Annotated in this window: 20 protein-coding genes; 11 read left to right on the top strand and 9 right to left on the bottom strand. The window is 60.8% G+C overall.

Features of this window, described 5'->3' with window-relative positions:
* Positions 1–6: 6 nt before the first annotated feature.
* Positions 7–891 carry a methyltransferase domain-containing protein gene (locus tag HJB84_RS31700; protein ID WP_207584383.1) on the bottom strand — a complete coding sequence of 295 codons (885 nt, stop codon included), beginning with the start codon at positions 889–891 and terminating at the stop codon, positions 7–9.
* Between the two features lie 182 nt (positions 892–1,073).
* On the opposite strand from HJB84_RS31700, the gene HJB84_RS31695 reads away from it, so the two are divergent.
* The 4 genes from HJB84_RS31695 to HJB84_RS31680 are packed head-to-tail and all read left to right on the top strand — an operon-like array spanning position 1,074 to position 3,432.
* A complete protein-coding gene (locus HJB84_RS31695; protein ID WP_221117836.1) occupies positions 1,074–1,850 on the top strand; it encodes a ComF family protein in 777 nt (258 codons plus the stop codon).
* Between the two features lie 31 nt (positions 1,851–1,881).
* Positions 1,882–2,139 carry a glutaredoxin 3 gene (gene grxC, locus HJB84_RS31690; protein ID WP_221117835.1) on the top strand — a complete coding sequence of 86 codons (258 nt, stop codon included), beginning with the start codon at positions 1,882–1,884 and terminating at the stop codon, positions 2,137–2,139.
* Positions 2,140–2,149: 10 nt separating this feature from the next.
* Positions 2,150–3,007, top strand: coding sequence for a carbon-nitrogen hydrolase family protein (locus HJB84_RS31685; protein WP_207581958.1), 858 nt, complete (start codon positions 2,150–2,152; stop codon positions 3,005–3,007).
* Positions 3,004–3,432 carry a DUF1178 family protein gene (locus HJB84_RS31680; RefSeq protein WP_207581957.1) on the top strand — a complete coding sequence of 143 codons (429 nt, stop codon included), beginning with the start codon at positions 3,004–3,006 and terminating at the stop codon, positions 3,430–3,432. Before HJB84_RS31685 ends, HJB84_RS31680 begins: the two co-directional genes overlap by 4 nt.
* Before the next feature lie 110 nt (positions 3,433–3,542).
* Here the strand turns inward: HJB84_RS31680 and HJB84_RS31675 are convergent, their stop codons facing one another.
* From HJB84_RS31675 to HJB84_RS31645, 7 genes are all read right to left on the bottom strand, one after another.
* Positions 3,543–3,815 (bottom strand): type II toxin-antitoxin system ParD family antitoxin, encoded by a 273-nt coding sequence (locus tag HJB84_RS31675; protein WP_207581956.1) that lies wholly within the window; start codon positions 3,813–3,815, stop codon positions 3,543–3,545.
* A gap of 61 nt (positions 3,816–3,876) precedes the next feature.
* Positions 3,877–4,566 (bottom strand): bifunctional 2-polyprenyl-6-hydroxyphenol methylase/3-demethylubiquinol 3-O-methyltransferase UbiG, encoded by a 690-nt coding sequence (gene ubiG, locus HJB84_RS31670; RefSeq protein ID WP_259671226.1) that lies wholly within the window; start codon positions 4,564–4,566, stop codon positions 3,877–3,879.
* On the bottom strand, positions 4,457–5,185 hold the full coding sequence (locus tag HJB84_RS33885) for an amidase (protein WP_259671224.1): 729 nt from the start codon (positions 5,183–5,185) through the stop codon (positions 4,457–4,459). The genes ubiG and HJB84_RS33885 overlap by 110 nt, the downstream gene beginning before the upstream one ends.
* Positions 5,186–5,588: 403 nt before the next feature.
* Entirely contained in the window at positions 5,589–6,221 is a 633-nt protein-coding gene (locus HJB84_RS31660; RefSeq protein WP_207581953.1) for a glutathione S-transferase family protein, read from the bottom strand.
* 35 nt (positions 6,222–6,256) lie between these two features.
* On the bottom strand, positions 6,257–7,003 hold the full coding sequence (locus HJB84_RS31655; protein ID WP_207581952.1) for an SDR family NAD(P)-dependent oxidoreductase: 747 nt from the start codon (positions 7,001–7,003) through the stop codon (positions 6,257–6,259).
* A gap of 118 nt (positions 7,004–7,121) precedes the next feature.
* Positions 7,122–7,970, bottom strand: coding sequence for an alpha/beta fold hydrolase (locus tag HJB84_RS31650; RefSeq protein WP_221117833.1), 849 nt, complete (start codon positions 7,968–7,970; stop codon positions 7,122–7,124).
* Positions 7,971–8,034: 64 nt separating this feature from the next.
* The gene (locus tag HJB84_RS31645; RefSeq protein WP_221117832.1) at positions 8,035–8,781 is read right to left on the bottom strand and encodes an SDR family NAD(P)-dependent oxidoreductase; all 747 of its coding nucleotides are present in this window, start codon (positions 8,779–8,781) and stop codon (positions 8,035–8,037) included.
* 178 nt (positions 8,782–8,959) lie between these two features.
* On the opposite strand from HJB84_RS31645, the gene HJB84_RS31640 reads away from it, so the two are divergent.
* From HJB84_RS31640 to clpB, 7 genes are all read left to right on the top strand, one after another.
* Positions 8,960–9,859 (top strand): LysR family transcriptional regulator, encoded by a 900-nt coding sequence (locus HJB84_RS31640; protein ID WP_221117831.1) that lies wholly within the window; start codon positions 8,960–8,962, stop codon positions 9,857–9,859.
* Positions 9,860–10,153: 294 nt separating this feature from the next.
* Positions 10,154–11,428 (top strand): aspartate kinase, encoded by a 1,275-nt coding sequence (locus HJB84_RS31635; RefSeq protein WP_221117830.1) that lies wholly within the window; start codon positions 10,154–10,156, stop codon positions 11,426–11,428.
* Between the two features lie 89 nt (positions 11,429–11,517).
* Positions 11,518–13,785 carry a phosphoenolpyruvate--protein phosphotransferase gene (gene ptsP / locus HJB84_RS31630; RefSeq protein WP_207581948.1) on the top strand — a complete coding sequence of 756 codons (2,268 nt, stop codon included), beginning with the start codon at positions 11,518–11,520 and terminating at the stop codon, positions 13,783–13,785.
* 29 nt (positions 13,786–13,814) lie between these two features.
* Positions 13,815–14,894: a peptide chain release factor 1 gene (gene prfA, locus HJB84_RS31625; RefSeq protein WP_221117829.1), complete on the top strand. Its 1,080-nt coding sequence runs from the start codon at positions 13,815–13,817 to the stop codon at positions 14,892–14,894.
* Complete coding sequence (gene prmC / locus HJB84_RS31620) at positions 14,891–15,751, top strand: peptide chain release factor N(5)-glutamine methyltransferase (protein ID WP_207581946.1); 861 nt, start codon at positions 14,891–14,893, stop codon at positions 15,749–15,751. The genes prfA and prmC overlap by 4 nt, the downstream gene beginning before the upstream one ends.
* Positions 15,752–16,093: 342 nt before the next feature.
* Positions 16,094–16,846, top strand: coding sequence for a DUF4167 domain-containing protein (locus HJB84_RS31615; RefSeq protein WP_221117828.1), 753 nt, complete (start codon positions 16,094–16,096; stop codon positions 16,844–16,846).
* A 250-nt stretch (positions 16,847–17,096) separates the two neighbouring features.
* Positions 17,097–19,697 carry an ATP-dependent chaperone ClpB gene (gene clpB, locus HJB84_RS31610; protein WP_207581944.1) on the top strand — a complete coding sequence of 867 codons (2,601 nt, stop codon included), beginning with the start codon at positions 17,097–17,099 and terminating at the stop codon, positions 19,695–19,697.
* An 83-nt stretch (positions 19,698–19,780) separates the two neighbouring features.
* Here the strand turns inward: clpB and HJB84_RS31605 are convergent, their stop codons facing one another.
* Complete coding sequence (locus HJB84_RS31605) at positions 19,781–21,721, bottom strand: M23 family metallopeptidase (RefSeq protein ID WP_207581943.1); 1,941 nt, start codon at positions 21,719–21,721, stop codon at positions 19,781–19,783.
* Positions 21,722–22,200 lie beyond the last annotated feature (479 nt).

Genomic DNA, 22,200 nt, shown 5'->3' with positions numbered 1-22,200 from the left:
TCGCTGTCACTGGCTGAGCTTGTGCTCGTCCACCTTCAGCGCATCGGCAAGGCGTGCCTTGGCTGAACCCGGCCTCAGCGGCTTTTGCTGGCTCTCGTGCGGCGCCCATCCCGAGACATAGATGATCGAGAAGGTCGCGCGGATGCGCCCGTCGGGATCGGAATAGCGCTCGGCATAGATCTCGGCTGCACGCAGGAAGAAGGCGCGCGTCAGCGGCACCCGGCCCCTGGCTGCAAGCGGATTGCTCATGCCCATGGCTCTCAGATCCCGCATCAGCGGAAATAGCGAATCATATCGTACCGTGTAGTTTTCCGCGTCGATCACCGGCAGCGCGAAACCGGCGCGCTGCAAGAGGCTGCCGACATCGCGCACATCGGCGAAGGGGATGACACGCGGGCTTGCGCCGCCTGTCATCTCGACCTCGGCGGCCAGCAGCACGTCGCGCAGTTCCTGCAGCGTGCTGGCACCGGGGATAGCCGCCAGGAACAGGCCGTCCGGCTTTAGAGCGCGACGGATCTGGATGAAGACGCCTGGCGTATCGTTGGTCAGATGCAAGCTGAGCGGAGCAAGGATGAGATTGGCCGATTGCGGCTGGAGCGGCACGTCCTCAAGCGGCGCCTCGATCAAGGTTTCGCCTGGGCTCGCATAGGCCCTCTCGCTCTCGACGCGCATCATCGTGCCGATCTTGCCGGTCGCCAGCGCGGCACGGGCGGCGGCTCCAGTTGCGCCATGCAGTTCGACGGCGGTCTCGAAGGTCCGCTCGACAACAGCAAGCCTTTCCGCCATTTCCTCAGCGGCAATGTCGAGCAGGAAGGCGGCTTTCGGGTCGTTATTGGCGAGCGCGCGATGACGATGTGCGGCGATCAGGGCTCTGTCGAAGATCGATTCCATGACGATGTCATTAATCCTGTGGCGCTGACGCAGCAAGACGATTTTCCTTTCTGAAAGAACGCGCTAAAGCGCGTCGCGATCTTTCAGATTCGCTCCATGCGCTTTAGCTCTTTGTTTTTACGCATGTGGTTGACGCAAAAACCGCTGCACACTTTTGCGCGACATGCTTTAGTCTCAGCCGGATGAGGCCGATCGATGGCAAAACACGGACGGAGTTCTTGCGGGCGCAGCTTTTGCGGCCGTTTTCCGTGCTTGCAGATTTTCTCTATCCCCCGGCCTGTTCCGTCTGCGGCATTTCGACCGGCGGCCATCGCGGGCTGTGTGCGAAGTGCTGGTCCGGCATCCGCTTCATCGAACGGCCCTATTGCGAGGTGCTCGGCATTCCCTTCTCGCATGATCTCGGCGCCGGCATCCTCAGCGCCGAGGCGATTGCTCACCCGCCGCCCTTCGATCGGCTGCGGTCGGCTGCGACCCACGACCATGCGGTTCGCGATCTCGTGCATGGGTTGAAATATCGCGACCGCACCGATCTGGCACCGATGATGGCTGCCTGGATGCTGCGCGCTTCCGACGGGACGGTCGAAAGCTGCGATGCGCTAATCCCGGTGCCGCTGCACCGCACCCGTATGCTGGCGCGCAAATTCAACCAGGCAGCCGAACTTGCCCGCCATATGGCGAGGCTCTCGGGTAAGCCGCTTCTTGCCGCCACACTTGTGCGCGTCAAGCGCACCAGCCAGCAGGTTGGCCTTGGCGCGAAGGCGCGCGAAGATAATGTCAGGGGCGCTTTCGCGATTGCCAAAGGTTGCGAAAACGACATTTTCGGCAAGCGCATCGTCCTCGTCGACGACGTCTATACAACAGGGGCGACGGTGGCTGCGGCAAGCCGGACGCTGCGCAAGGCGGGCGCGGCCGAGATAACGGTTTTGACCTTTGCAAGGGCATTGTCCGAGCCTATATGACAGAAATACCCGGCATCGGTCTGGAGAGATTATGATACCCGTCACCATCTATACGCGGCAGTTCTGCGGTTTTTGCACCCGCGCCAAGTCCCTTCTCGAAGAAAAGGGTGTCGACTACGTCGAGCACGATGCGACATATTCACCGGACCTTCGCCGAGAGATGATCGGCAAGTCGAACGGGCGTACCACCTTCCCGCAGATCTTCATCGGCGCCGATCATGTCGGCGGTTGCGACGATCTCTTTGCGCTCGATCGGGCCGGCAAGCTCGATCCGATGCTGGCGGCCTGAGGAAGAACCGATGAGTTTCAAGGCTGCCGCCGTCCAGATGTGCTCCGGGGTTGATCCGGTGAAGAATGCCGCCACCATGGCACGGCTGGTGCGCGAGGCCGCCGCCCAAGGCGCGACCTATGTGCAGACGCCTGAGATGACCGGCATGCTGCAGCGCGACCGCGCGGCGGCGCGTGCGGTGCTCGCAGACGAGACGCATGACATCATCGTCAAAACCGGCTCCGAGCTCGCCCGGGAACTCGGCATCCACATGCATGTCGGCTCGACGGCGATTGCGCTAGCCGACGGCAAGATCGCCAATCGCGGTTTCCTGTTCGGCCCCGACGGCAGGATCCTCAATCGCTACGACAAGATCCACATGTTCGACGTCGACCTCGACAATGGCGAGAGCTGGCGGGAAAGTGCCGCCTATACGGCTGGCTCGGAGGCGCGCGTCCTGTCGCTGCCCTTTGCCGAAGTGGGCTTTGCGATCTGCTACGATGTGCGCTTTCCAGCACTCTTCCGCGCCCAGGCGGTTGCCGGCGCCGAGGTGATGACAGTTCCCGCCGCCTTTACCAAGCAGACCGGCGAAGCGCATTGGGAGATACTGCTCAGGGCACGCGCGATCGAGAACGGTGTCTTTGTCATCGCCGCCGCGCAGGCCGGCCGGCACGAGGACGGGCGCGAGACCTTCGGCCATTCGATGATCGTCGATCCCTGGGGCACGGTGCTGGCGTCGGCCGGCGCCACAGGGGAGGCGGTCATCATCGCCGACATCGATCCCGGCGCGGTCAAGGCTGCGCATGACAAGATCCCGAACCTGAGGAACGGCCGGGAGTTCTCGGTCGAGAAGATTGCGGGAGCAGTCGCCGGAGGCGTCGCCGCTTGATCCGCTATTCCCTCACTTGCGACAATGCCCATGAATTCGAAGGCTGGTTTTCGGAAAGTGCCGATTTCGATCGCCAGGTCGCGACCGGTTTCCTGACCTGTCCGGTCTGTCATTCCGCCGCCGTCTCCAAGCTCCTGATGGCGCCCTCGGTGTCGACGGCGCGGAAGAAGGACGAGAGGCAGACGCTGGCGATGGATGCCCTGCGTCAGGAGGCGCTGCAAAAGCTCAAAGAGGCGGTCGCCGCGGTCAAGGCCAATTCCGAGGACGTCGGCACGCAGTTTCCCGAGGAAGCCCGCAAGATCCATTATGGCGAGGCGGATGCCCGCGGCATCATCGGCCAGGCGACGGTCGACGAGGCGCAGGCGCTTCTCGAAGAGGGCATCGAGATCGCCGCCATTCCCGTTTTGCCTGAAGATGTGAATTAAGATTTCAAGTCATCCATCGAAGGATGCGGGCGTAATCGCGCGCGCCATGCGGGATACGCAACACCTTCACGGTAGAGCCTTCAACTCGAAAGAAGATGAAAAAGCCACCTTCACCGAGCGCGGAGCTTGTCCAGACCAAGTTCCGCGTAGACACTGTCGAACGTCTCGTCGAGGGACATGACTTGTCCCGCTTCCAGATCGTCGATGCCCTTCTGTAACTCGTCTTCCAGTTCGTGAACGCGTTGATCATCATCGTAGCGCTCGCGGAGCACACTTTCGATATAGTCGCTACTCGATTTATAGGCGCCGCGGGCGACATCGTCGCGCACATATTCTTCGAGACGAGGCTCGAGAGTAACGGTAACTTCTGCGGCTTCGCCCATCGGTTTTCTCTTCGGATGACCGGATCATCTTATCACAATTTTCTTGGTGCAAGGACTTTGCTTACGCCCCGCGCCTGGCCAGCAGCATATAGTTCACGTCCATATCCCTGGACAGGTTCCACTGGTTCGACAGCGGATTGAAGAAGACGCCGGTGCGGTCGGTGATTTCGAGCCCGCTTGCCGCCAATGGCTTTTCCAGCTCTTCCGGGCGCACCAGTTTTTCATACTGGTGGGTGCCGCGCGGCAGCCAGCGTAAGATGTTCTCGGCAGCGAAGATGGCAAGCGCTGCCGCCTTCATGGTGCGGTTGATGGTGGCAACGAAGATCAGGCCGCCGGGGCGGACCATTTTCGCGCAGGTGGTCATGAAGAACTCGACGTCGGCGACGTGTTCGACCACTTCCATGTTTAAAACGATGTCGAAAGTTTCGCCGGCGTCTGCCAGCTCCTCGGCGGTGACGGCGCGATAATCGACCGAAACGCCGGAAGCCCTGGCATGGGTCGAGGCGATGCCGATATTCTTCTCGGACGGATCGGCGCCGGTGACTGAGGCGCCCATGCGGGCGACCGGTTCAGACAACAGACCGCCGCCGCAGCCGATATCGAGTACGCGCAGGCCGTCGAGCGGGCGGGCGCTTTTCGGATCACGGCCGAAATTCTCGCAGGCCTTGTCTCTTATATAGGTGAGGCGGACGGGGTTGAATTTGTGCAGCGGCTTGAACTTGCCGGTCGGGCTCCACCATTCCGCCGCCATTGCCGAGAAGCGGTCCACCTCGGTCTGGTCGATCGTGCTTCTGGCGGTTTCCGTCATCGTCCTCTCCTTCGTTCGTCCCAAGTGAAGTCGGACGATCGCGGGCATAAGTCAAGGGGCACGGTTCAGGGTGGCGGCAGACGCGTTGGGTGATGCCGGTTGCGATTAGGCGTGCCTCCAGTGCAGCACCATGGGAAAGTACATGTTCGTCGCCGAAACGGCGGCCGACAATCTGCAACCCGACGGGCAGCGAGAGGGCCGGAAGCTGCGGCAGCATATTGAAGGGACAGGTCATGTCGAGACCCTTGAAGCGGCCATCTGTAAGCGTCGAGACATAATCGTCGTCGGTCTCGTGGACTGGCGGGGCGGTGATGGCGCAGGTCGGGCAGAGCAGGGCGTCGTAACTCTCGAAAAGCCTGGCCATGTCGCGCCAAATCGAAGTGCGCAGCAGTTCCACCCGCTTGTAGGCAGTGGCGTTCATCGCCATGCCGCGCTCGATCATCGTAACGACAGCGGCATCTATATTCTTGCGATATCTTTCGATCGTCTCGCCGAAGAAGGCGGACATGAAGACGCACCAGAGGTCGAGCCATTCGTCGTTGACCGCGCGCGTCCAGGGCATCGGAACCTCGTCGACAATCGCCGGCGAGACGCAATTCGCCGACCGCGTCGAGGACGACGCGCTGCACTTGCGGCTCAACGTGGTAGTAGCCGAGGTCCGGACCAGAGTCCGAGCGCACGGTCGAGTTTTACAGTGTCAGTCATGTTCCGCCTCCGCGAAGAGTTATGGTTATCTTCATGGCGAAAGCTGCCAAAGCAGGGTTCGATATAGCTGCTCCGCGCAAGTCTTCGCCTGCATTTTGTTTTTGTGAACAAATGACGAAGGAAGGCGGACGGATCGAACATAACCCCAAGAGGTTATGCCGAGCGAGCGGTGCGGCCCTGTTCCCAGAGGAGATCCGAGTTGCAGGGGCAGGAGAAGCGTATGCGACGGTCGCAATGCTTGCTACCGTCGCTTACGGGCATCAGGCAGTTGCCGCTGGCCGGTTGGCGATCTTGTCGTACCAGGCCTTCAATGCCGTCGTCTCAGCAGGGATTGGCGCGGAGATTGCGTTTGTAGCGAAATCCACGGTCACCAGTGCCGTGATATCGGCCACCGAGAAGGCATTGCCGGCAACAAAGGGGACGTCTTTTAGGCGCATTTCGAGATCGCCGTAGAAATTGGCGAGACGTTTCCTGCTACGGTCGATGAGGGCAGGGATCTGTTCGTAATCATGCGGGCCAGCAATGGCGCGGTCCTTCAGTCCTGGCACAGTGTTGCGGATCGCTTCCATTGTGGAGGCGAAGCCTTCCGCCTCTACCCGCCGATCCCACATGGCAATGATCGCTTTTTCCTTCGGCGTCGTACCGAGCAGCGGCACATCAGGATATGCCTCGTCGAGATAACGCTGGATGGCGGGAACCTCGCCGATCGCCGTGCCGTCATCGAGCACGAGGGTCGGCACCACCACGCGCGGGTTGACCGCCTGGTAGCTATCGGAGAATTGCTCCTTGGCGCCCAGGTCGATAGCGACCAGTTCGACGTCGAGGTGCTTTTCGGCGATCAGTATCCGCACGCGGCGAGAATTGGGCGAACCCTTGGATTGATAGAGTTTCATTGTCCTGTCCTTGAAGGATTGAGATGGATGAGCGTTTACAGTTTCGATCCGCCGTCGACGCGGAGTGTGTCGCCGGTGATCCACCGGGCATCGTCGGAAGCGAGGAAGACGATGGCGCCGGCAATATCGTCCGGTTGGGCGATGCGCTTCAGCGCCTGCATGCCGAGCGTGAAATCCCGGCCGGCATCCGTCTTGGTGAAGTTCGACATGTCGGTCTCGACGACACCGGGGGCAACGGCATTGACTCGGATGCCATGCGGGCCGAGCGCCGAGGCAAAATGCTTGACCAGTGTATCGATTGCGCCCTTCGTCGCGGCATAGGCCGAAAGCGTGCCGACCGAGGCATGCGCCGCCAGCGAGGAGACGAAGATGACACTGCTGTCGGTGCACATCACCGGCCGCAGCTGCTGCACGAGGAAAAAAGGCGCCCGGACATTGACGGCGTAGAGACCGTCGAAGTCTTCGACCGTCATGTCCTCGATTGTCGCGGCTTTCGAGACGCCGGCGTTTGCCACCAGAATGTCAAGTCGCCCGCCGATAATGTCGCGGGTCTGCCTGGCGAGCTTGTGCGGTCCGTCTACTGCCGAAAGGTCGGCACCAATTTTTTCGGCGCGACCGCCGGTTGCGCGGATCTCGGCGACAACAGCGACGGCTTCGGCCGGGCTGCTAGCGTAGTGGACGAGCACCTGTGCGCCTGCCTTGGCCAGCGCCCGCGCGCTGGCGCGGCCGATGCCGCGCGAGGCACCAGTGACGAGGGCGGTTTTACCTGAAAGATTGGGCACGAAGGTCTCCTTTCGAGTTGGAATTCAGGATGATCCACGCATGGTCCATCGGCCGGTAGTCGCGTGCCGGGTGTCGGCTGGGTTTGTCGGAGTGCTGGATTGCGCCGGTTTGGGTCGGTTACTTCAGTGCATCGAGGAAATGAGATGCGTGCGCGACGAAGAGTTCGGGATACTGATACTGCGAGCCGTGGTTCGCATCGGGGTAGATGATGAGCTGCGCGTTCGGGATCTGTTGCTGCAGGATGAAGGAGTTGACGGTATAGATGATCACGTCGTGTCCTCCATTCACGACCAGCGTCGGCTGATGGATCGCCTTGAGATAGTCGAAGGGATTCTCGCGAGGAGCGCCCCACTTGCCAAGTGCTGCGATCTGGGCCGATGCTACCTTGTCGCTGACGTCCGGATCACGACCTTCGCTGCGTAGACGGAAGCGCTTCAGATATTCGCGGCCGGCCGTCTGGCTTTTCTCGGAAGGTGTGAAAAAGGCGCCAAGCCAGAGATTATCCGGATCCGCATAACTTGCGCCGAAGATCTGTTGGGCCTCGGGCGTCAATGTTGTCATGCCTTCACCGCTGCGCGGACCGGTACCGACGAGGATCAGCCGGCGCACGAGCAACGGTTCTGCGATCGCCAGTTCCTGTGCGACAAGTCCGCCGAGCGAGAAGCCGAGAACGTCGACCTCAGTCAGCCCAAGCGCCTTGATGAAGACTGCGGCGTTGATGGCCATTTCTTCGATTGAAGTTGGCACTTCGCCAGAGGTGCTTGATATGCTGGCATTGTTGAACAGGATCACCTCGCGATTCCTTGCCAAACCATCGGTTACCAGTGGATCCCAATGATCCATCGTACCGGTGAAGTGCATATTGAAGACGAGCGGAATGCCGTCTTTATTGCCAAAGCGGCGATAGGCGAAGCGGATACCGTTGGCGTCGACGAATTCGGTCGGGGCGGTCTGGTGGGTAAACATCGTATTCATCCTTTGCTGGAGTTTGGAGGATGCGGGCGGCCAGGGGCCGCCCTTGAGTTCGGCATTAACCAGCAGTCTTGCCGCCATCGACCGTGACGATCTGGCCGGTGATGAACGAAGCCTTGTCGGAAGCAAGGAAGGCGATGGCATGGGCCATTTCTTCCGGCTGGCCGATACGGCCAAGCGGCACGCCAGAAAGCAGTGCAGTCTTGTTCTCCGGTGTGCCGGTGAAGCGGTTCAGCATGCCCGTCTCGGTCGGGCCAGGTGCCACGGCATTGACACGAACGCCGGTCGCGGCGACTTCGAGCGCCGCCGACTTGGTCATGCCTTCGACCGCATGCTTGCTGCCGACGTAAACGGACGCGCCGGCGGCTCCTTCATGACCATAGGTCGACGAGATATTAATGATACTGCCGCGGCCCTGCGCCTGCATGACGCGCAACTCGTGCTTCATCGAAAGCAGCGTACCGAGCACGTTGGTATCGAAGGTCGCTCCATAGCTCTCAGCGGTTTGTTCGGTCACGGCACCCGGCTTGCCTTCGGTGCCGGCGTTGTTGACCGCTGCATCCAACCGACCGAAGCGTTCGATCGTCTGATCCACCAGCTTGCGGACATCGTCATCGTCGCGAACATCCGCGCGGATGAACTCGGCTTCAGCGCCTAGCGAGCGAAGCTCGGTTTCCAAGGCATGGCCTGCTTCCTCATTGCGGCCGGAAACGACAACTCGGTTACCTTCCTTGACCAGTGCTACTGCAGCGGCCCGACCGATGCCGGTCAGCGCGCCTGTGATAAGAACGACGGGGGTAGACATGATATTAATCCTTTGAAATTCATTGTTTTTCCGAAAGACGGATCAAAACAGGCGCAGATTTTGTCGTCGGATTTCGTTTCCGTGATCGTTTCCGTTGAGCAAAGATCTAGGCGCTTCTTGCGCCGATGAAAAAGACTTTGTAAGTTGGTAGCCATGCCTTCCAGGCATGGAGGTTAAGATGGAACTCCGGCATCTTCGCTATTTTGTCGCCGTCGTCGAAGAAGGCAGCCTGACGCTTGCCGCTGAACAACGGCTGCACACGGCACAGCCTTCGCTCAGCCGTCAGATCAGGGATCTCGAATACGAGGTCGGCGTTCCGCTGCTGACGCGCAGCGCGCGGGGTGTGGAGGCGACGGCAGCCGGGCTTGCCTTTCTGGAGCATGCACGTCAGGCGATTGCTCAGGCGGAAGCTGCGGTGGAGGCGGCGCGGCGCGCTGCAGAGCCTAGCAAACCGGTGTTCTCCATCGGCTTTCTGACGGGACAGGAGGTGGATTGGCTCCCTCATGCCACGAGAATTCTTCGGGACGAGCTGCCCAACATCGAGATCAGGGTCTCGAGCCAGTATTCGCCGCAGCTTGCCGATGAACTCCAGCGCGGAAAACTCGACATCGCCTTTCTGCGCCGCGAGCCGAAGCCGGATATCGAATATGTCGTCATCGCAAGAGAACCGCTGGTGGTGATCCTGCCAAGCGACCATCGCCTTGCCGCATGCAAGGCGATCGATCCCATGGATCTTGCCAGCGAGACTTTTATCGGGATGTCCGATACGCCGCATATACTCCGCGGCGTCATCAACGACTATTTCGATCGGCTCGGTCTCAAGATCGCGCCGAAGCACCTGATCGACAATTTCGCCATGGGCGTGTCGCTTGTCGCGTCCACCCGCGGCGTCGCGCTGCTTCCCGCCTATGCCGAGAACTTCCTATCCCGGTCGGTCATCAGCCGCCCGCTCATCGGCAAGGCGCCGACAATCGATCTGATGGTGGGGTATCACAAGGCAAACAGCTCGCCATTGCTCAAGCTCTTCCTGTCGCGTGTGGACGATATGATCGAGCGTTTTTCCGACAAGGTGAAATGAGAGTCCTGCGATCTGTTTTCTTAATCCTACGTGCCGGGATCTCCGCGGGCAACGTGACGGGTAGTCAGGGACAGCTTTTGACGCAAAGTTGGGTAATTGCTTTTATCGCGCGCGCTTGCCTCCCCCCGCCAAACTCGCTAAGAGACGCCGCAACTTGGGGCCTTGGGGACCTAGGCTTTTTGAGCGGTTCCGGAAGTCGGGAGCCCGGCTCTCTGGCCAAGAGGTCTGCCCCAGAGCTTTCGTGATGCCGGATCCGGTTTTCCGCTTTCCCGGCGCCAGTCGTGGTAGAGGCATATGGCACGCATCGTAATGAAATTCGGCGGCACGTCCGTCGCTGACCTGGACCGCATCAGGAACGTCGCCCGCCATGTAAAACGCGAAGTCGATGCCGGCCACGAGGTGGCGGTTGTGGTGTCGGCCATGTCCGGCAAGACCAATGAACTGGTCGGCTGGGTCCAGGGCATGCCGAAGGTGATTGGCGCGAACTCTCCGTTTTACGATGCGCGGGAATATGATGCGGTAGTCGCCTCCGGCGAGCAGGTGACCTCCGGGTTGCTGGCGATCGCATTGCAGGCGATGGATATCAATGCGCGCTCCTGGCAGGGATGGCAAATCCCGATCCGCACCGACAATGCGCATGGCGCGGCGCGCATCATGGAAATCGACGGTTCCGACATCGTCAAACGGATGGGCGAGGGGCAGGTTGCCGTCATTGCCGGCTTCCAGGGACTGGGACCAGACAACCGCCTCGCGACGCTCGGGCGCGGTGGATCGGATACGTCGGCCGTCGCCATCGCGGCAGCTGTCAAGGCGGATCGCTGTGATATCTATACTGATGTCGACGGCGTTTACACGACCGACCCGCGCATCGTGCCGAAGGCGCGCAGGCTGAAGAAGATCGCCTTCGAGGAAATGCTCGAGATGGCTTCGCTCGGCGCCAAGGTGCTGCAGGTGCGCTCGGTCGAGCTTGCCATGGTGCACAAGGTGCGCACCTTCGTGCGCTCGTCATTCGAAGATCCCGATGCTCCGGGCATGGGCGATCTGCTAAACCCGCCCGGAACGCTGATTTGTGACGAGGATGAAATCGTGGAACAGGAAGTAGTCACCGGCATCGCCTATGCCAAGGATGAGGCTCAGATCTCGCTTCGCCGTCTAGCCGACAGGCCGGGCGTTTCCGCGGCGATTTTCGGGCCGCTCGCGGAATCCCATATCAATGTCGACATGATCGTCCAGAATATCTCCGAGGATGGGTCGAAGACCGACATGACCTTCACCGTACCGTCAGGTGACGTCGAGAAGGCAATCAAGGTGCTCGGCGACCATAAGGAGAAGATCGGCTACGATGTCGTGCAGAACGAATCGGGGCTGGTGAAAGTGTCGGTCATCGGCATCGGCATGCGCAGCCACGCCGGCGTTGCGGCTACCGCATTTCGTGCACTTGCCGAAAAAGGCATCAACATCAAGGCGATCACGACCTCCGAGATCAAGATTTCCATTCTGATCGACGGTCCCTATGCAGAACTCGCTGTCAGGACTTTGCATTCCTGCTACGGTCTGGATAAGAATTGATTCCCAGTGGGCGGCCTGCCCCTTCAGGTTGAGGAGACGAAGGCCGGCCCGCCGGGACTGAGTGCGTTGTTTCGGGAGCTTGAGACGCCATGAGAGACCTTTCCGGCGGTCCGCGCGTGCTGCTCAGGCGGCTGCGCGAGTTGATGGCGGAGCCGCTGGAGCCGCAGGATCGTCTTGACCGGATCGTCCGCCAGATCGCCGGCAACATGGTGGCGGAGGTGTGCTCCGTTTACGTGCTGCGGGCCGACGGCGTGCTCGAACTCTATGCGACCGAAGGCCTCAACCGTGAGGCCGTGCACCTGGCGCAACTGAAAATGGGGCAAGGCCTGGTCGGCACGATCGCCGCCTCGGCCCAGCCGCTGAACCTTTCCGATGCGCAGTCGCACCCTGCATTCCGCTACCTGCCGGAAACGGGCGAAGAGATCTACCATTCCTTCCTCGGCGTGCCGATCCTCAGGACCGGGCGCTCGCTTGGCGTTCTCGTCGTGCAGAACAAGGCGAGCCGCAACTATCGCGAGGAAGAGCTGGAAGCGCTCGAGACGACGGCGATGGTGCTGGCCGAGATGATCGCCACGGGCGAGCTGAAGAAGATCACTAAGCCGGGCCTCGAACTTGACCTGACGCGTTCGGTGACCGTCGACGGCGACACGTATAATGACGGCATCGGCCTCGGTTACGTCGTGCTGCACGAGCCGCGCATTGTCGTCACCAATTTGTTGAACGAGGATGCCGAGAAGGAAATCCGGCGGCTGGCCGAAGCCATGGGCTCGCTCAGGATCTCGATCGACGACATGCTGTCGCGTCGCGATGTCTCGATGGAGGGCGAACATCGAGAGGTGCTCGAGACCTATCGCATGTTCGCGCATGACCAGGGCTGGGTGCGCAAGCTCGAGGAGGCGATCCGCAACGGCCTGACGGCGGAAGCGGCGGTCGAGAAGGTGCAGAGCGACACGAAAGCCCGGATGATGCGGTTGACCGACCCCTATCTGCGCGAACGCATGCATGATTTCGAGGATCTGGCGAACCGGCTGCTCAGGCAATTGACGGGGTATACCGGGCGGACGACTGCCGAAGGTTTCCCCAACGATGCGGTCGTCCTGGCGCGTGCCATGGGGGCGGCCGAGCTGCTCGATTATCCGCGTGCCAATGTGCGCGGGCTGGTGCTGGAAGAAGGCGCGGTGACGAGCCACGTGGTGATCGTTGCGCGCGCCATGGGTATTCCGGTCATCGGCCAGGCAGCCGGTGTGGTGGCGCTCGCCGAGAACGGCGATGCCGTGATCATCGACGCCGACGAGGGACATGTACATCTGCGACCGATGGCCGATCACCGGCGTTCCTACGAGGAAAAGGTTCGCTTCCGCGCCAGGCGGCAGGAACAGTTCCGGGCGCTGCGCGCCGTCGAACCGGTGACCAAGGATGGGCAGCGGATTGGGTTGATGATGAATGCGGGGCTGCTGGTCGACCTGCCGCAGCTTTCGGAATCGGGTGCCGAGGGCATCGGCCTCTTCCGCACCGAACTGCAGTTCATGATCGCCTCCACCATGCCGAAGGCGGACGAGCAGGAACAGTTCTATCGCAATGTGATAAAACAGGCGGCGGGCCGCGCCGTCACCTTCCGTACGCTTGATATCGGCGGCGACAAGGTCGTGCCGTATTTCCGCGGCCATGAGGAAGAAAATCCCGCACTCGGCTGGCGCGCCATCCGGCTGTCGCTCGACCGGCCGGGACTGTTGCGCACCCAGCTGCGCGCTCTGTTGAAGGCATCGGCAGACACCGAGCTGAAGTTGATGGTGCCGATGGTGACCGAGGTTTCCGAGCTGAAGATCGTGCGCGAGCTGTTGCAGAAGGAAGTGCAGCATCTCTCGCGCTTCGGTCACGGGCTGCCGCGCAAGCTGCAATTCGGCGCGATGCTGGAGGTGCCTGCACTGCTTTGGCAGCTCGATGAACTGATGGAGGCGGTCGATTTCGTCTCGGTCGGTTCGAACGACCTCTTCCAGTTTTCGATGGCGGTCGATCGTGGCAATGCGCGGGTCTCGGACCGCTTCGATCCGCTCGGCAAACCGTTTTTGCGCATTCTGCGCGATATCGTGCGCGGCGCGGACCGGAACAAGACGCCGGTAACGCTCTGCGGCGAGCTTGCCAGCAAACCGATCTCGGCGATGGCGCTGCTCGGCATCGGCTTCCGTTCGATCTCGATGTCGCCGGCCTCGATCGGGCCGGTGAAGGCAATGCTGCTCGGGCTCGATGTCGGGGCGCTGACCAAGGCGATGGACGAGGTGCTGGACGATATCCACGCCATGATGCCGATGCGCGAGGTGCTTGCCCGCTTCGCCGAAAGCCACAATATTCCCCTTTAGACAGAGACTAAGAAGAATCGGAGTGAAGGGTGGCGAAGCTTCCCGTTGAAAAGATGCGCGAGCTGGAACGCCGTTTCGGAGAGATCGAAGCGCGCATGTCGGCAGGCCCGGCTGCCGATGTCTATGTGAAGCTCGCATCCGAATATTCCGAGCTGCAGCCCGTCGTGACGAAGATCCGCGCCTATGAGAAGGCGATAGCCGAGCTTGCCGATCTCGAAACGCTGCTCGAAGACAAGTCGGTCGACCGCGAAATGCGCGACCTTGCGGAGCTGGAGCTGCCCGAGGTGAAAGAGCAGATCGAGGCGCTTGAGCAGGAGATGCAGATCCTGCTGCTGCCGAAGGATGCGGCTGACGAGAAGAGCGCCATCCTCGAAATCCGCGCCGGCACAGGCGGCTCTGAAGCGGCCCTTTTTGCCGGCGATCTCTTTCGCATGTACGAGCGTTTTGCGGCGGAGAAAGGCTGGAAGGTTGAGATGCTCTCGGCGAGCGAGGGCGAAGCCGGCGGCTACAAGGAAATCATCGCGACGATCACCGGCCGGGGCGTGTTCGCCAAGCTGAAATTCGAATCCGGCGTGCATCGTGTGCAGCGTGTGCCGGAGACCGAGGCGGGCGGGCGCATCCATACGTCGGCCGCAACGGTGGCCGTGCTGCCGGAGGCCGAGGAGATCGACATCGAGATCCGCCAGGAGGATATCCGCATCGACACGATGCGCTCTTCGGGTGCGGGTGGCCAGCACGTCAATACGACGGACTCCGCGGTGCGTATCACCCATCTGCCGAGCGGTATCGTCGTCACCAGCTCGGAAAAATCGCAGCACCAGAATCGCGCCAAGGCGATGCAGGTGCTGCGCTCCAGGCTCTACGATGCCGAGCGGCAGAGGGCCGACAGCGAGCGCTCGGCCGACCGCAAGAGCCAGGTCGGCTCCGGCGACCGCTCGGAACGCATCCGAACCTATAATTTCCCGCAGGGTCGCATTACCGACCACCGTATTAATCTGACGCTCTACAAGCTCGACCGGATGATGGAAGGTGAGATCGAGGAGGTGGTGGATGCGCTGATGGCCGATTACCAGGCAAGCCAGCTGGCACAACTCGGCGAGCAACAATGAGCTCGACGGTCGCCGATACGCTTGCCGAAGCGCGCCGCCGCTTCATCGAAGCAGGTGTCGCCGACCCGGCGACCGATGCGCGGTTGCTTGTCGCGGGCCTTCTGAAACTATCGCCGACCGAGCTTTTGACGCGATCGTCCGAGCGGCTTTCTTCTGAGCAGGCCGAGGTGATTTTCAAGGCGGTGCAACGGCGGCTCGGTCATGAGCCGGTGCATCGCATTCTCGGCGAGCGGGAGTTCTATGGCCTGCCGCTTCGGCTCTCAGTGGAAACGCTGGAACCGCGACCGGATACGGAAATCCTGGTCGATACGGTGCTTGCCTATCTGAATGACCTTGCAGAGGCGCAAGACCATCTCCATATCCTTGATATGGGAACCGGGACGGGGGCGATATGCCTTGCGCTTTTGCGCGAATGTCCCGAAGCGTCAGGTATCGGCAGCGATATTTCGGCGGATGCACTTCGGACGGCAACATCCAATGCAGAAAGGAACGGATTACAGGATCGTTTCCAAGCCGTACAGTCGAGATGGTTCGAGAGCATCCAGGGTTGGTTTCATGCGATCGTCTCAAATCCGCCCTATATTGCTTCCAATGTCATTCACGATCTTGCTCCCGAAGTGACGAAATTTGATCCGGTTGCGGCACTGGATGGCGGCCCGGATGGGCTTGACGCCTACCGCGCGATCGCCAAAGATGCCGCAAGGTTCATGAGGCCCGATGCGGTCGTCGGACTCGAAATCGGCTACGATCAGCGAAACGATGTGACGGCGATTTTTGAAGCGAAAGGCTTCAAATGCCTCAAATCCGTAAAAGATTATGGTCAGAATGATAGAGTGCTCGTGTTCGCGCTCGCGTGACTGGCGATAATTGCTGCATTGAACAGGACATTATTGTTATTGCGAAGAAAAGGCTTGGATTTCCACGGGAAGCAATATAGGTTGCGGTCACGTGTTGGGCAGATAGGAATGAACGAGATTCGTTCGGTACTTGGTTTGCCTCGGGGGTCCGCTCTTTTAAACGAGAGTTTCAACGGTTGAACACGACCCAATGCGTGAATCAGTCAATCTGACTTGAAAACCAAGCGGCAGGTCGGCGCAAAGGCGCAGTATGCTCGCGGCACAAAGGTCCTGACCCGCTTTTCGGTCATGGCGGTTGGTGCCATGTATCCATCATAAACAGAGAATTCAGGTGAACGATCTATGAGGCCAGGACAGCAGAACAAGCGCGGTCGAGGGCGTGGTAACAACAATAACGGCGGTGGCGGCGGCGGAAGTAACAATAACAATAACAATAACAATAACAACAATTTCAACCGCAAGGGCGGCAATCCGCTGACCCGGACCTATGACAGTTCCGGCCCCGATGTGAAGATTCGCGGTACTGCGCAGCATATCGCCGAAAAATACGCACAGCTCGGCCGCGACGCCCAAAGTTCCGGCGACCGCGTGATTGCCGAGAACTATCTCCAGCACGCCGAACATTACTATCGTATCATCGCCAGCGCCCAGGCGCAGATGCAGGAACGCTTCCAGCGAGACGATCGCGGCGAATATGATCGCGATGGTTCTGATCGGGACGGTGTGGATCGCGACGGCGACGATATGGATAACAACGACAATGACGGCGACGATGTCGTTATCGTCCAGCCGCCGCAGAGCAGGCAGCAGCACCGGCCGCAGGCTCAGCCGCAACCGGCGCCTGCCCCGGCGGCTGCACCGGCACCCCAGCCCGAGGTGATCGACGGAACCGGCCCGCAGCCGGAGATCGAAGGCATTCCGGCCGAGGTCGCCATGGATGAGGAAGGTTCCGGCGGTCAGCCGCGCCAGCCGCGCCGTCGCAGCACCGGCAGCCGTCCCCGTCGCCCGCGTCGCGGCGCCGAAGGCGAAGCAGCCGCTGAGGGCGAGGGTTCCTCTGGCGAGGCGCCGGTACTGGCTGACGCCGCATCGGAATGAGGATTTCGCTTCTCCTTCAGGGGGAGTATGAGGTTCATGCCATCTGTTAGAATTGCGACGAAAATCCCCGGCTTCGCGCCGGGGATTTTCGTTTTGTCGGCTCTTTAAACTCGCAGAACAGGGTACCATATTCTCCTCGACTGCTTCGCCCAAATCTGAGATGGGCCAAGCGCGGCCTGCCTTTTCAGGGGGTCGATCTCAATCATCGGTCTGCGCCTCGTCAGGGCAGGGCGATCCATGGAGGTAGAATATGAATATCGAGAAATACTCCGAGCGGGTGCGCGGCTTCATTCAGTCGGCGCAGACCTATGCGCTGGCGCAGGGTCACCAGCAATTCACGCCCGAACATGTGCTGAAAGTGCTGCTCGACGACGATCAGGGCATGGCGGCGTCGCTAATCGAGCGCGCCGGCGGCGATGCCAAGGCTGCACGCCTCGCCAATGACGCAGCGCTGGCCAAACTGCCGAAAATTTCCGGCGGTAACGGCAATATCTATCTGGCGCAGCCGCTCGCCAAGGTGCTCTCGACCGCAGAAGAGGCGGCGAAGAAGGCCGGCGACAGCTTCGTCACCGTCGAGCGCCTGCTGCAGGCGCTGGCGATCGAATCCTCGGCCTCGACGTTTTCGACGCTGAAAAACGCCGGCGTGACGGCCCAGGGCCTGAACCAGGTCATCAACGACATCCGCAAGGGCCGGACGGCGGATTCTTCCAATGCCGAGCAGGGTTTCGATTCGCTGAAGAAATTCGCACGCGATCTCACCGCCGAAGCCCGTGACGGCAAGCTCGACCCGGTGATCGGTCGCGACGACGAAATCCGCCGCACCATTCAGGTGCTTTCGCGCCGTACCAAGAACAATCCTGTGCTGATCGGCGAACCCGGTGTCGGCAAGACCGCGATCGTCGAGGGTCTGGCGCTGCGCATCGTCAACGGTGACGTGCCGGAATCGCTGAAGGACAAGAAGCTGATGGCGCTCGATATGGGCGCGCTGATTGCCGGTGCGAAATACCGCGGCGAATTCGAGGAGCGGCTGAAGGCCGTGCTCAACGAGGTGCAGGCTGAGAACGGCGAGATCATCCTGTTCATCGATGAGATGCACACGCTGGTCGGCGCCGGCAAGGCCGATGGGGCAATGGACGCGTCCAACCTTCTGAAGCCCGCTCTTGCCCGCGGTGAGCTGCATTGCGTCGGCGCGACCACGCTCGACGAATATCGCAAACATGTCGAAAAAGACCCGGCGCTTGCTCGGCGCTTCCAGCCTGTTGTCGTCGACGAGCCGACGGTCGAAGACACGATCTCGATCCTGCGCGGCCTGAAGGAAAAATACGAGCAGCATCACAAGGTGCGCATCGCCGATGCGGCGCTGGTGGCGGCTGCGACGCTTTCCAACCGCTATATCACCGACCGTTTCCTGCCCGACAAGGCGATCGACCTGATGGACGAGGCGGCGGCGCGGTTGCGCATGCAGGTGGATTCCAAGCCGGAAGAACTCGACGAACTCGACCGCCGCATCATCCAGCTGAAGATCGAGCGCGAGGCATTGAAGAAGGAAACCGACGTCGCCTCGGCCGACCGGCTGAAGCGGCTGGAGACCGAACTGACCGGCCTGGAAGAGGAAGCCGATGCGCTGACGGCCCGCTGGCAGGCGGAAAAGCAGAAGCTCGGCCTTGCCGCCGATCTCAAGAAGCAGCTCGACGATGCCCGCAACGAACTGGCGATTGCCCAGCGCAAGGGTGAATTCCAGCGCGCCGGCGAGTTGACCTACGGTGTCATCCCGGATCTGGAAAAGCAGCTGGTCGATGCTGAGAGGCAGGATGGCGAACGCGGCGCGATGGTGCAGGAGGTTGTTATCCCCGACAATATCGCCCATGTCGTTTCCCGCTGGACCGGCATTCCGGTCGACAGGATGCTGGAGGGCGAACGCGACAAGCTGCTTCGGATGGAGGATGAACTGGCGAAATCGGTAATCGGCCAGGGCGATGCGGTTCAGGCGGTGTCGCGCGCTGTGCGCCGCGCCCGCGCCGGTCTGCAGGATCCGAACCGGCCGATCGGCTCGTTCATTTTCCTCGGCCCAACCGGCGTCGGTAAAACGGAGCTCACCAAGGCGCTCGCCCGCTTCCTCTTCGACGACGAAACGGCGATGGTGCGCATGGACATGTCGGAATATATGGAGAAGCACTCCGTTGCCCGGATGATCGGTGCGCCTCCGGGCTATGTCGGTTATGACGAAGGCGGGGCGCTGACGGAGGCCGTGCGCCGCCGGCCGTATCAGGTCGTGCTGTTCGATGAGATCGAAAAGGCGCATCCAGACGTCTTCAACATCCTGCTGCAGGTGCTGGATGACGGACGCCTGACGGACGGCCAGGGGCGGACCGTCGATTTCCGCAACACGATGATCATCATGACCTCGAACCTCGGCGCCGAATATCTGACGCAGCTCAAGGACGGTGACGACAGCGATACGGTTCGCGAGGAGGTGATGGAGGTCGTGCGCGGGCATTTCCGGCCGGAATTCCTGAACCGCATCGATGAGATCATTCTGTTCCACCGGCTGAAGCGTGAGGAGATGGGCGCGATCGTCGATATCCAGCTGAAGCGGCTGGTGGCGCTGCTGTCCGAACGCAAGATCGTCATCGACCTTGACGAGGAAGCGCGCCACTGGCTGGCGAATAAGGGTTACGATCCGGTCTACGGCGCAAGGCCGTTGAAGCGGGTGATCCAGAAATTCGTGCAGGATCCGCTGGCCGAGCAGATCCTGTCGGGCCAGGTGCCGGATGGATCGACGGTGAAGGTGACGAATGGTTCCGACCGGCTGCAGTTCAGGACCGGCCAGACGGTGAGCGAAGCGGCATAGGCCGGCTTTGCTGGATAAATGAGAAATGGCGGCTTCGGCCGCCATTTTATTTTACGGGGACGAGACGAGGAAAAGGTTGCAAATTACTTGCTCGCCACCTGATCCGAGGTCTGGTTGTTCAGCAGCGTATCAATGCGCTTGCGCTCGTCCTCGAATTTCGCCAGCGCCTCGCCCTGCAGTGACTTGCCGCCCGGCAGGCGGATGCGCAGGGGATCAACCTTTGTGCCGTTGACGATCAGCTCGTAGTGCAGGTGCGGTCCGGTGGACTCGCCCGTCGTGCCGACCCATCCGATCACCTGACCCTGACGAATCTTGGCGCCGGGGATAACGCCCTTGGCGATGGCGCTTTGGTGATTGTAGGAGGATTCATAGCCGTTGGCATGGCGGATGATCGTCTGGTTGCCGTAACCGCCGGAATCCCAGCCGGCTTTTTCGACCGTGCCGTTGCCGGCGGCGATGATTGCGGTACCGCGGGGGGCCGCCCAGTCGACACCGGTGTGCATGCGGGCGAAACCGAGGATCGGGTGACGGCGCATGCCGAAGCCCGATTTGAAGATGCCGTTGGGAACTGGGTTGCGCAGCAGGAACTGGCGGATGCTCTTGCCGTTCTCGTCGAAATAGTCGAGCGTGCCGTCATCGGGGTCCTGGAAGCGGTAGAAGCGCGTCTGCGTATCGCCGAAACGAGCGTTGACGTAGAGCAGTTCGGAATCCTCGGTCGCCTGGCCGGCGCTGTCGGCGACGGAGAAGAAGGCCTCGAGACTATCGGTCGACCTCAGCTGCGCCTGGAAATCGACATTGCTGGCGAGCAGCTTGATGATCAGCGCCGTCATATCCTTGGTCATGCCGTAGGACAGGGCCGCGCGATAGATGCCGTCATAGACGCGCGGCAGGTTCTGACCGGGTGGCGGCGCGAAGGAATTGTCATCGAAGGCGGTGGCGATGGCATCCAGCATCGGCGGCTCGCTTCCGGGCACGTATCTGCCCTTGTCGTCGACGGCCACGGTGACGAGATGGCGCGTGCCGCGATAGACGCTGGCTCGGATGATCTTTGCCTGCTCGCCCTTCTGAATGATGCCGATCCGCAGCACGTCGCCTTTGTCGAGATCGGCGGAACCCAGTTGCTGCGAGATAAACCCGGCAATGCCATCGGCATATTGCTGCGGATAGCCGGAATCCGTCAGCGCCTTGGCGATCGGCGTATCGACGCGGACGGGCAGGATGTCGTCGGCGAACTCCTCGGTCTGCGGCGTGATCGATTCCGATGCGGAAACGGTCATGTTCTGTTCGAGCACGCGAGCCGAGAGGCCGGCGGTCAGATCGACATCGGCATCCTCATTGGAGAAGCGGCGTGGATCGACGTAATAAAGGGCTGCAAGCTGCGTGTTGCCATCAGTCAGCACCGAGCCATTGGAACGCACGTTTTCTTCGACCTCTTCGAGCGACAGGCCGGACGCCATCTTCATGCTGCTCTTGCCGGTCGGGAAGGAAATGGTCTTCAGGCTGACTTCGGATTCGACATCGGAGCCGTAAAGCGCACCAGTGCGGCTTTGCGGGGCGGGCTGCGGCTCGTCGGCGGAAAAGATCGCCAGGGGATCAAAGTCGGGATAGTCCTCGGTCGCCACATGGTTGGCGGCCAGCGTCATCTTCACATGCGCGAAAGGCTGGCGACGAACGACCTCTTTCTCGCCATCGTGGACAACGGTCGAAACTTCCATGATGGCACGGTCGGACGGTTTTGCGGCGATGGCGGGCGCGATCAGCCTTCCGCCGCGCACCACTGTCGTATCCTCGTGCGCGTCCGCGGCAGCACTTGCATAGGCCTCGGCGGGGATCGCCAGTTGCTGTCGGCCGTCAAGAGCGGCAAAAAGCGCGACGCCCATCAGAACGGAGGATGTAATGCCGGTGAGGAACGTGCCCGAGAGCCAGCGCAAGGAAACCTCTCGGCGGTCGGGCGCACGCCTGCCGTCGGCCAGAAGCGGAGGCTCGTTGCCCAACGAGCGGATCATCATTTTCTCCGTCATCATGGCAGTCGGGTCCGCGTCCTTACATTCGACGTCTCTGGAAGCATTTCTCGGCCATCCTGGCTGGGGCGAAAGATGTGCATATTATAGGCATGGAAGTCAAATCGCACCGGGAAAGGCAGTCTGCCTGCATTTGCCTGTGTGAATCGTGTGTCTCTTAAGACCAGCAGATTGTGATGATGTCGGGGCGCGGTGGAGTGGAAAAAGCATTCCTCCCCCAAAAAGTCGAAAGAGGTTCATTTTCCTGGTCGCGTCAGGTCGGTCGGAATCCGGGAAACGACCGCATTTCCATGCGGTCTGAAATTTCGTCTGAAAAAACAATTGTTTGAAAGAAAAATCAGTTTTTTCGAAAAGCGCTGTTGACTGTTTGGGAGGGTTAGTTCTATAAGCCCACTCACTGAACGAGGGCGGCGGCGCTGCTGGCGACGAAGTCTTTCGTTCTAAAGAAACTCAAGCGGATTGGCGATTGCTGGTTTGTGTTC

Origin of the sequence: Rhizobium sp. NZLR1b, from assembly GCF_019685155.1 — a bacterium.
Classification (GTDB): Bacteria; Pseudomonadota; Alphaproteobacteria; order Rhizobiales; family Rhizobiaceae; genus Rhizobium.
Note: the sequence above shows the minus strand (reverse complement) of the source record. Positions and strands in the feature narration are given on the sequence as shown.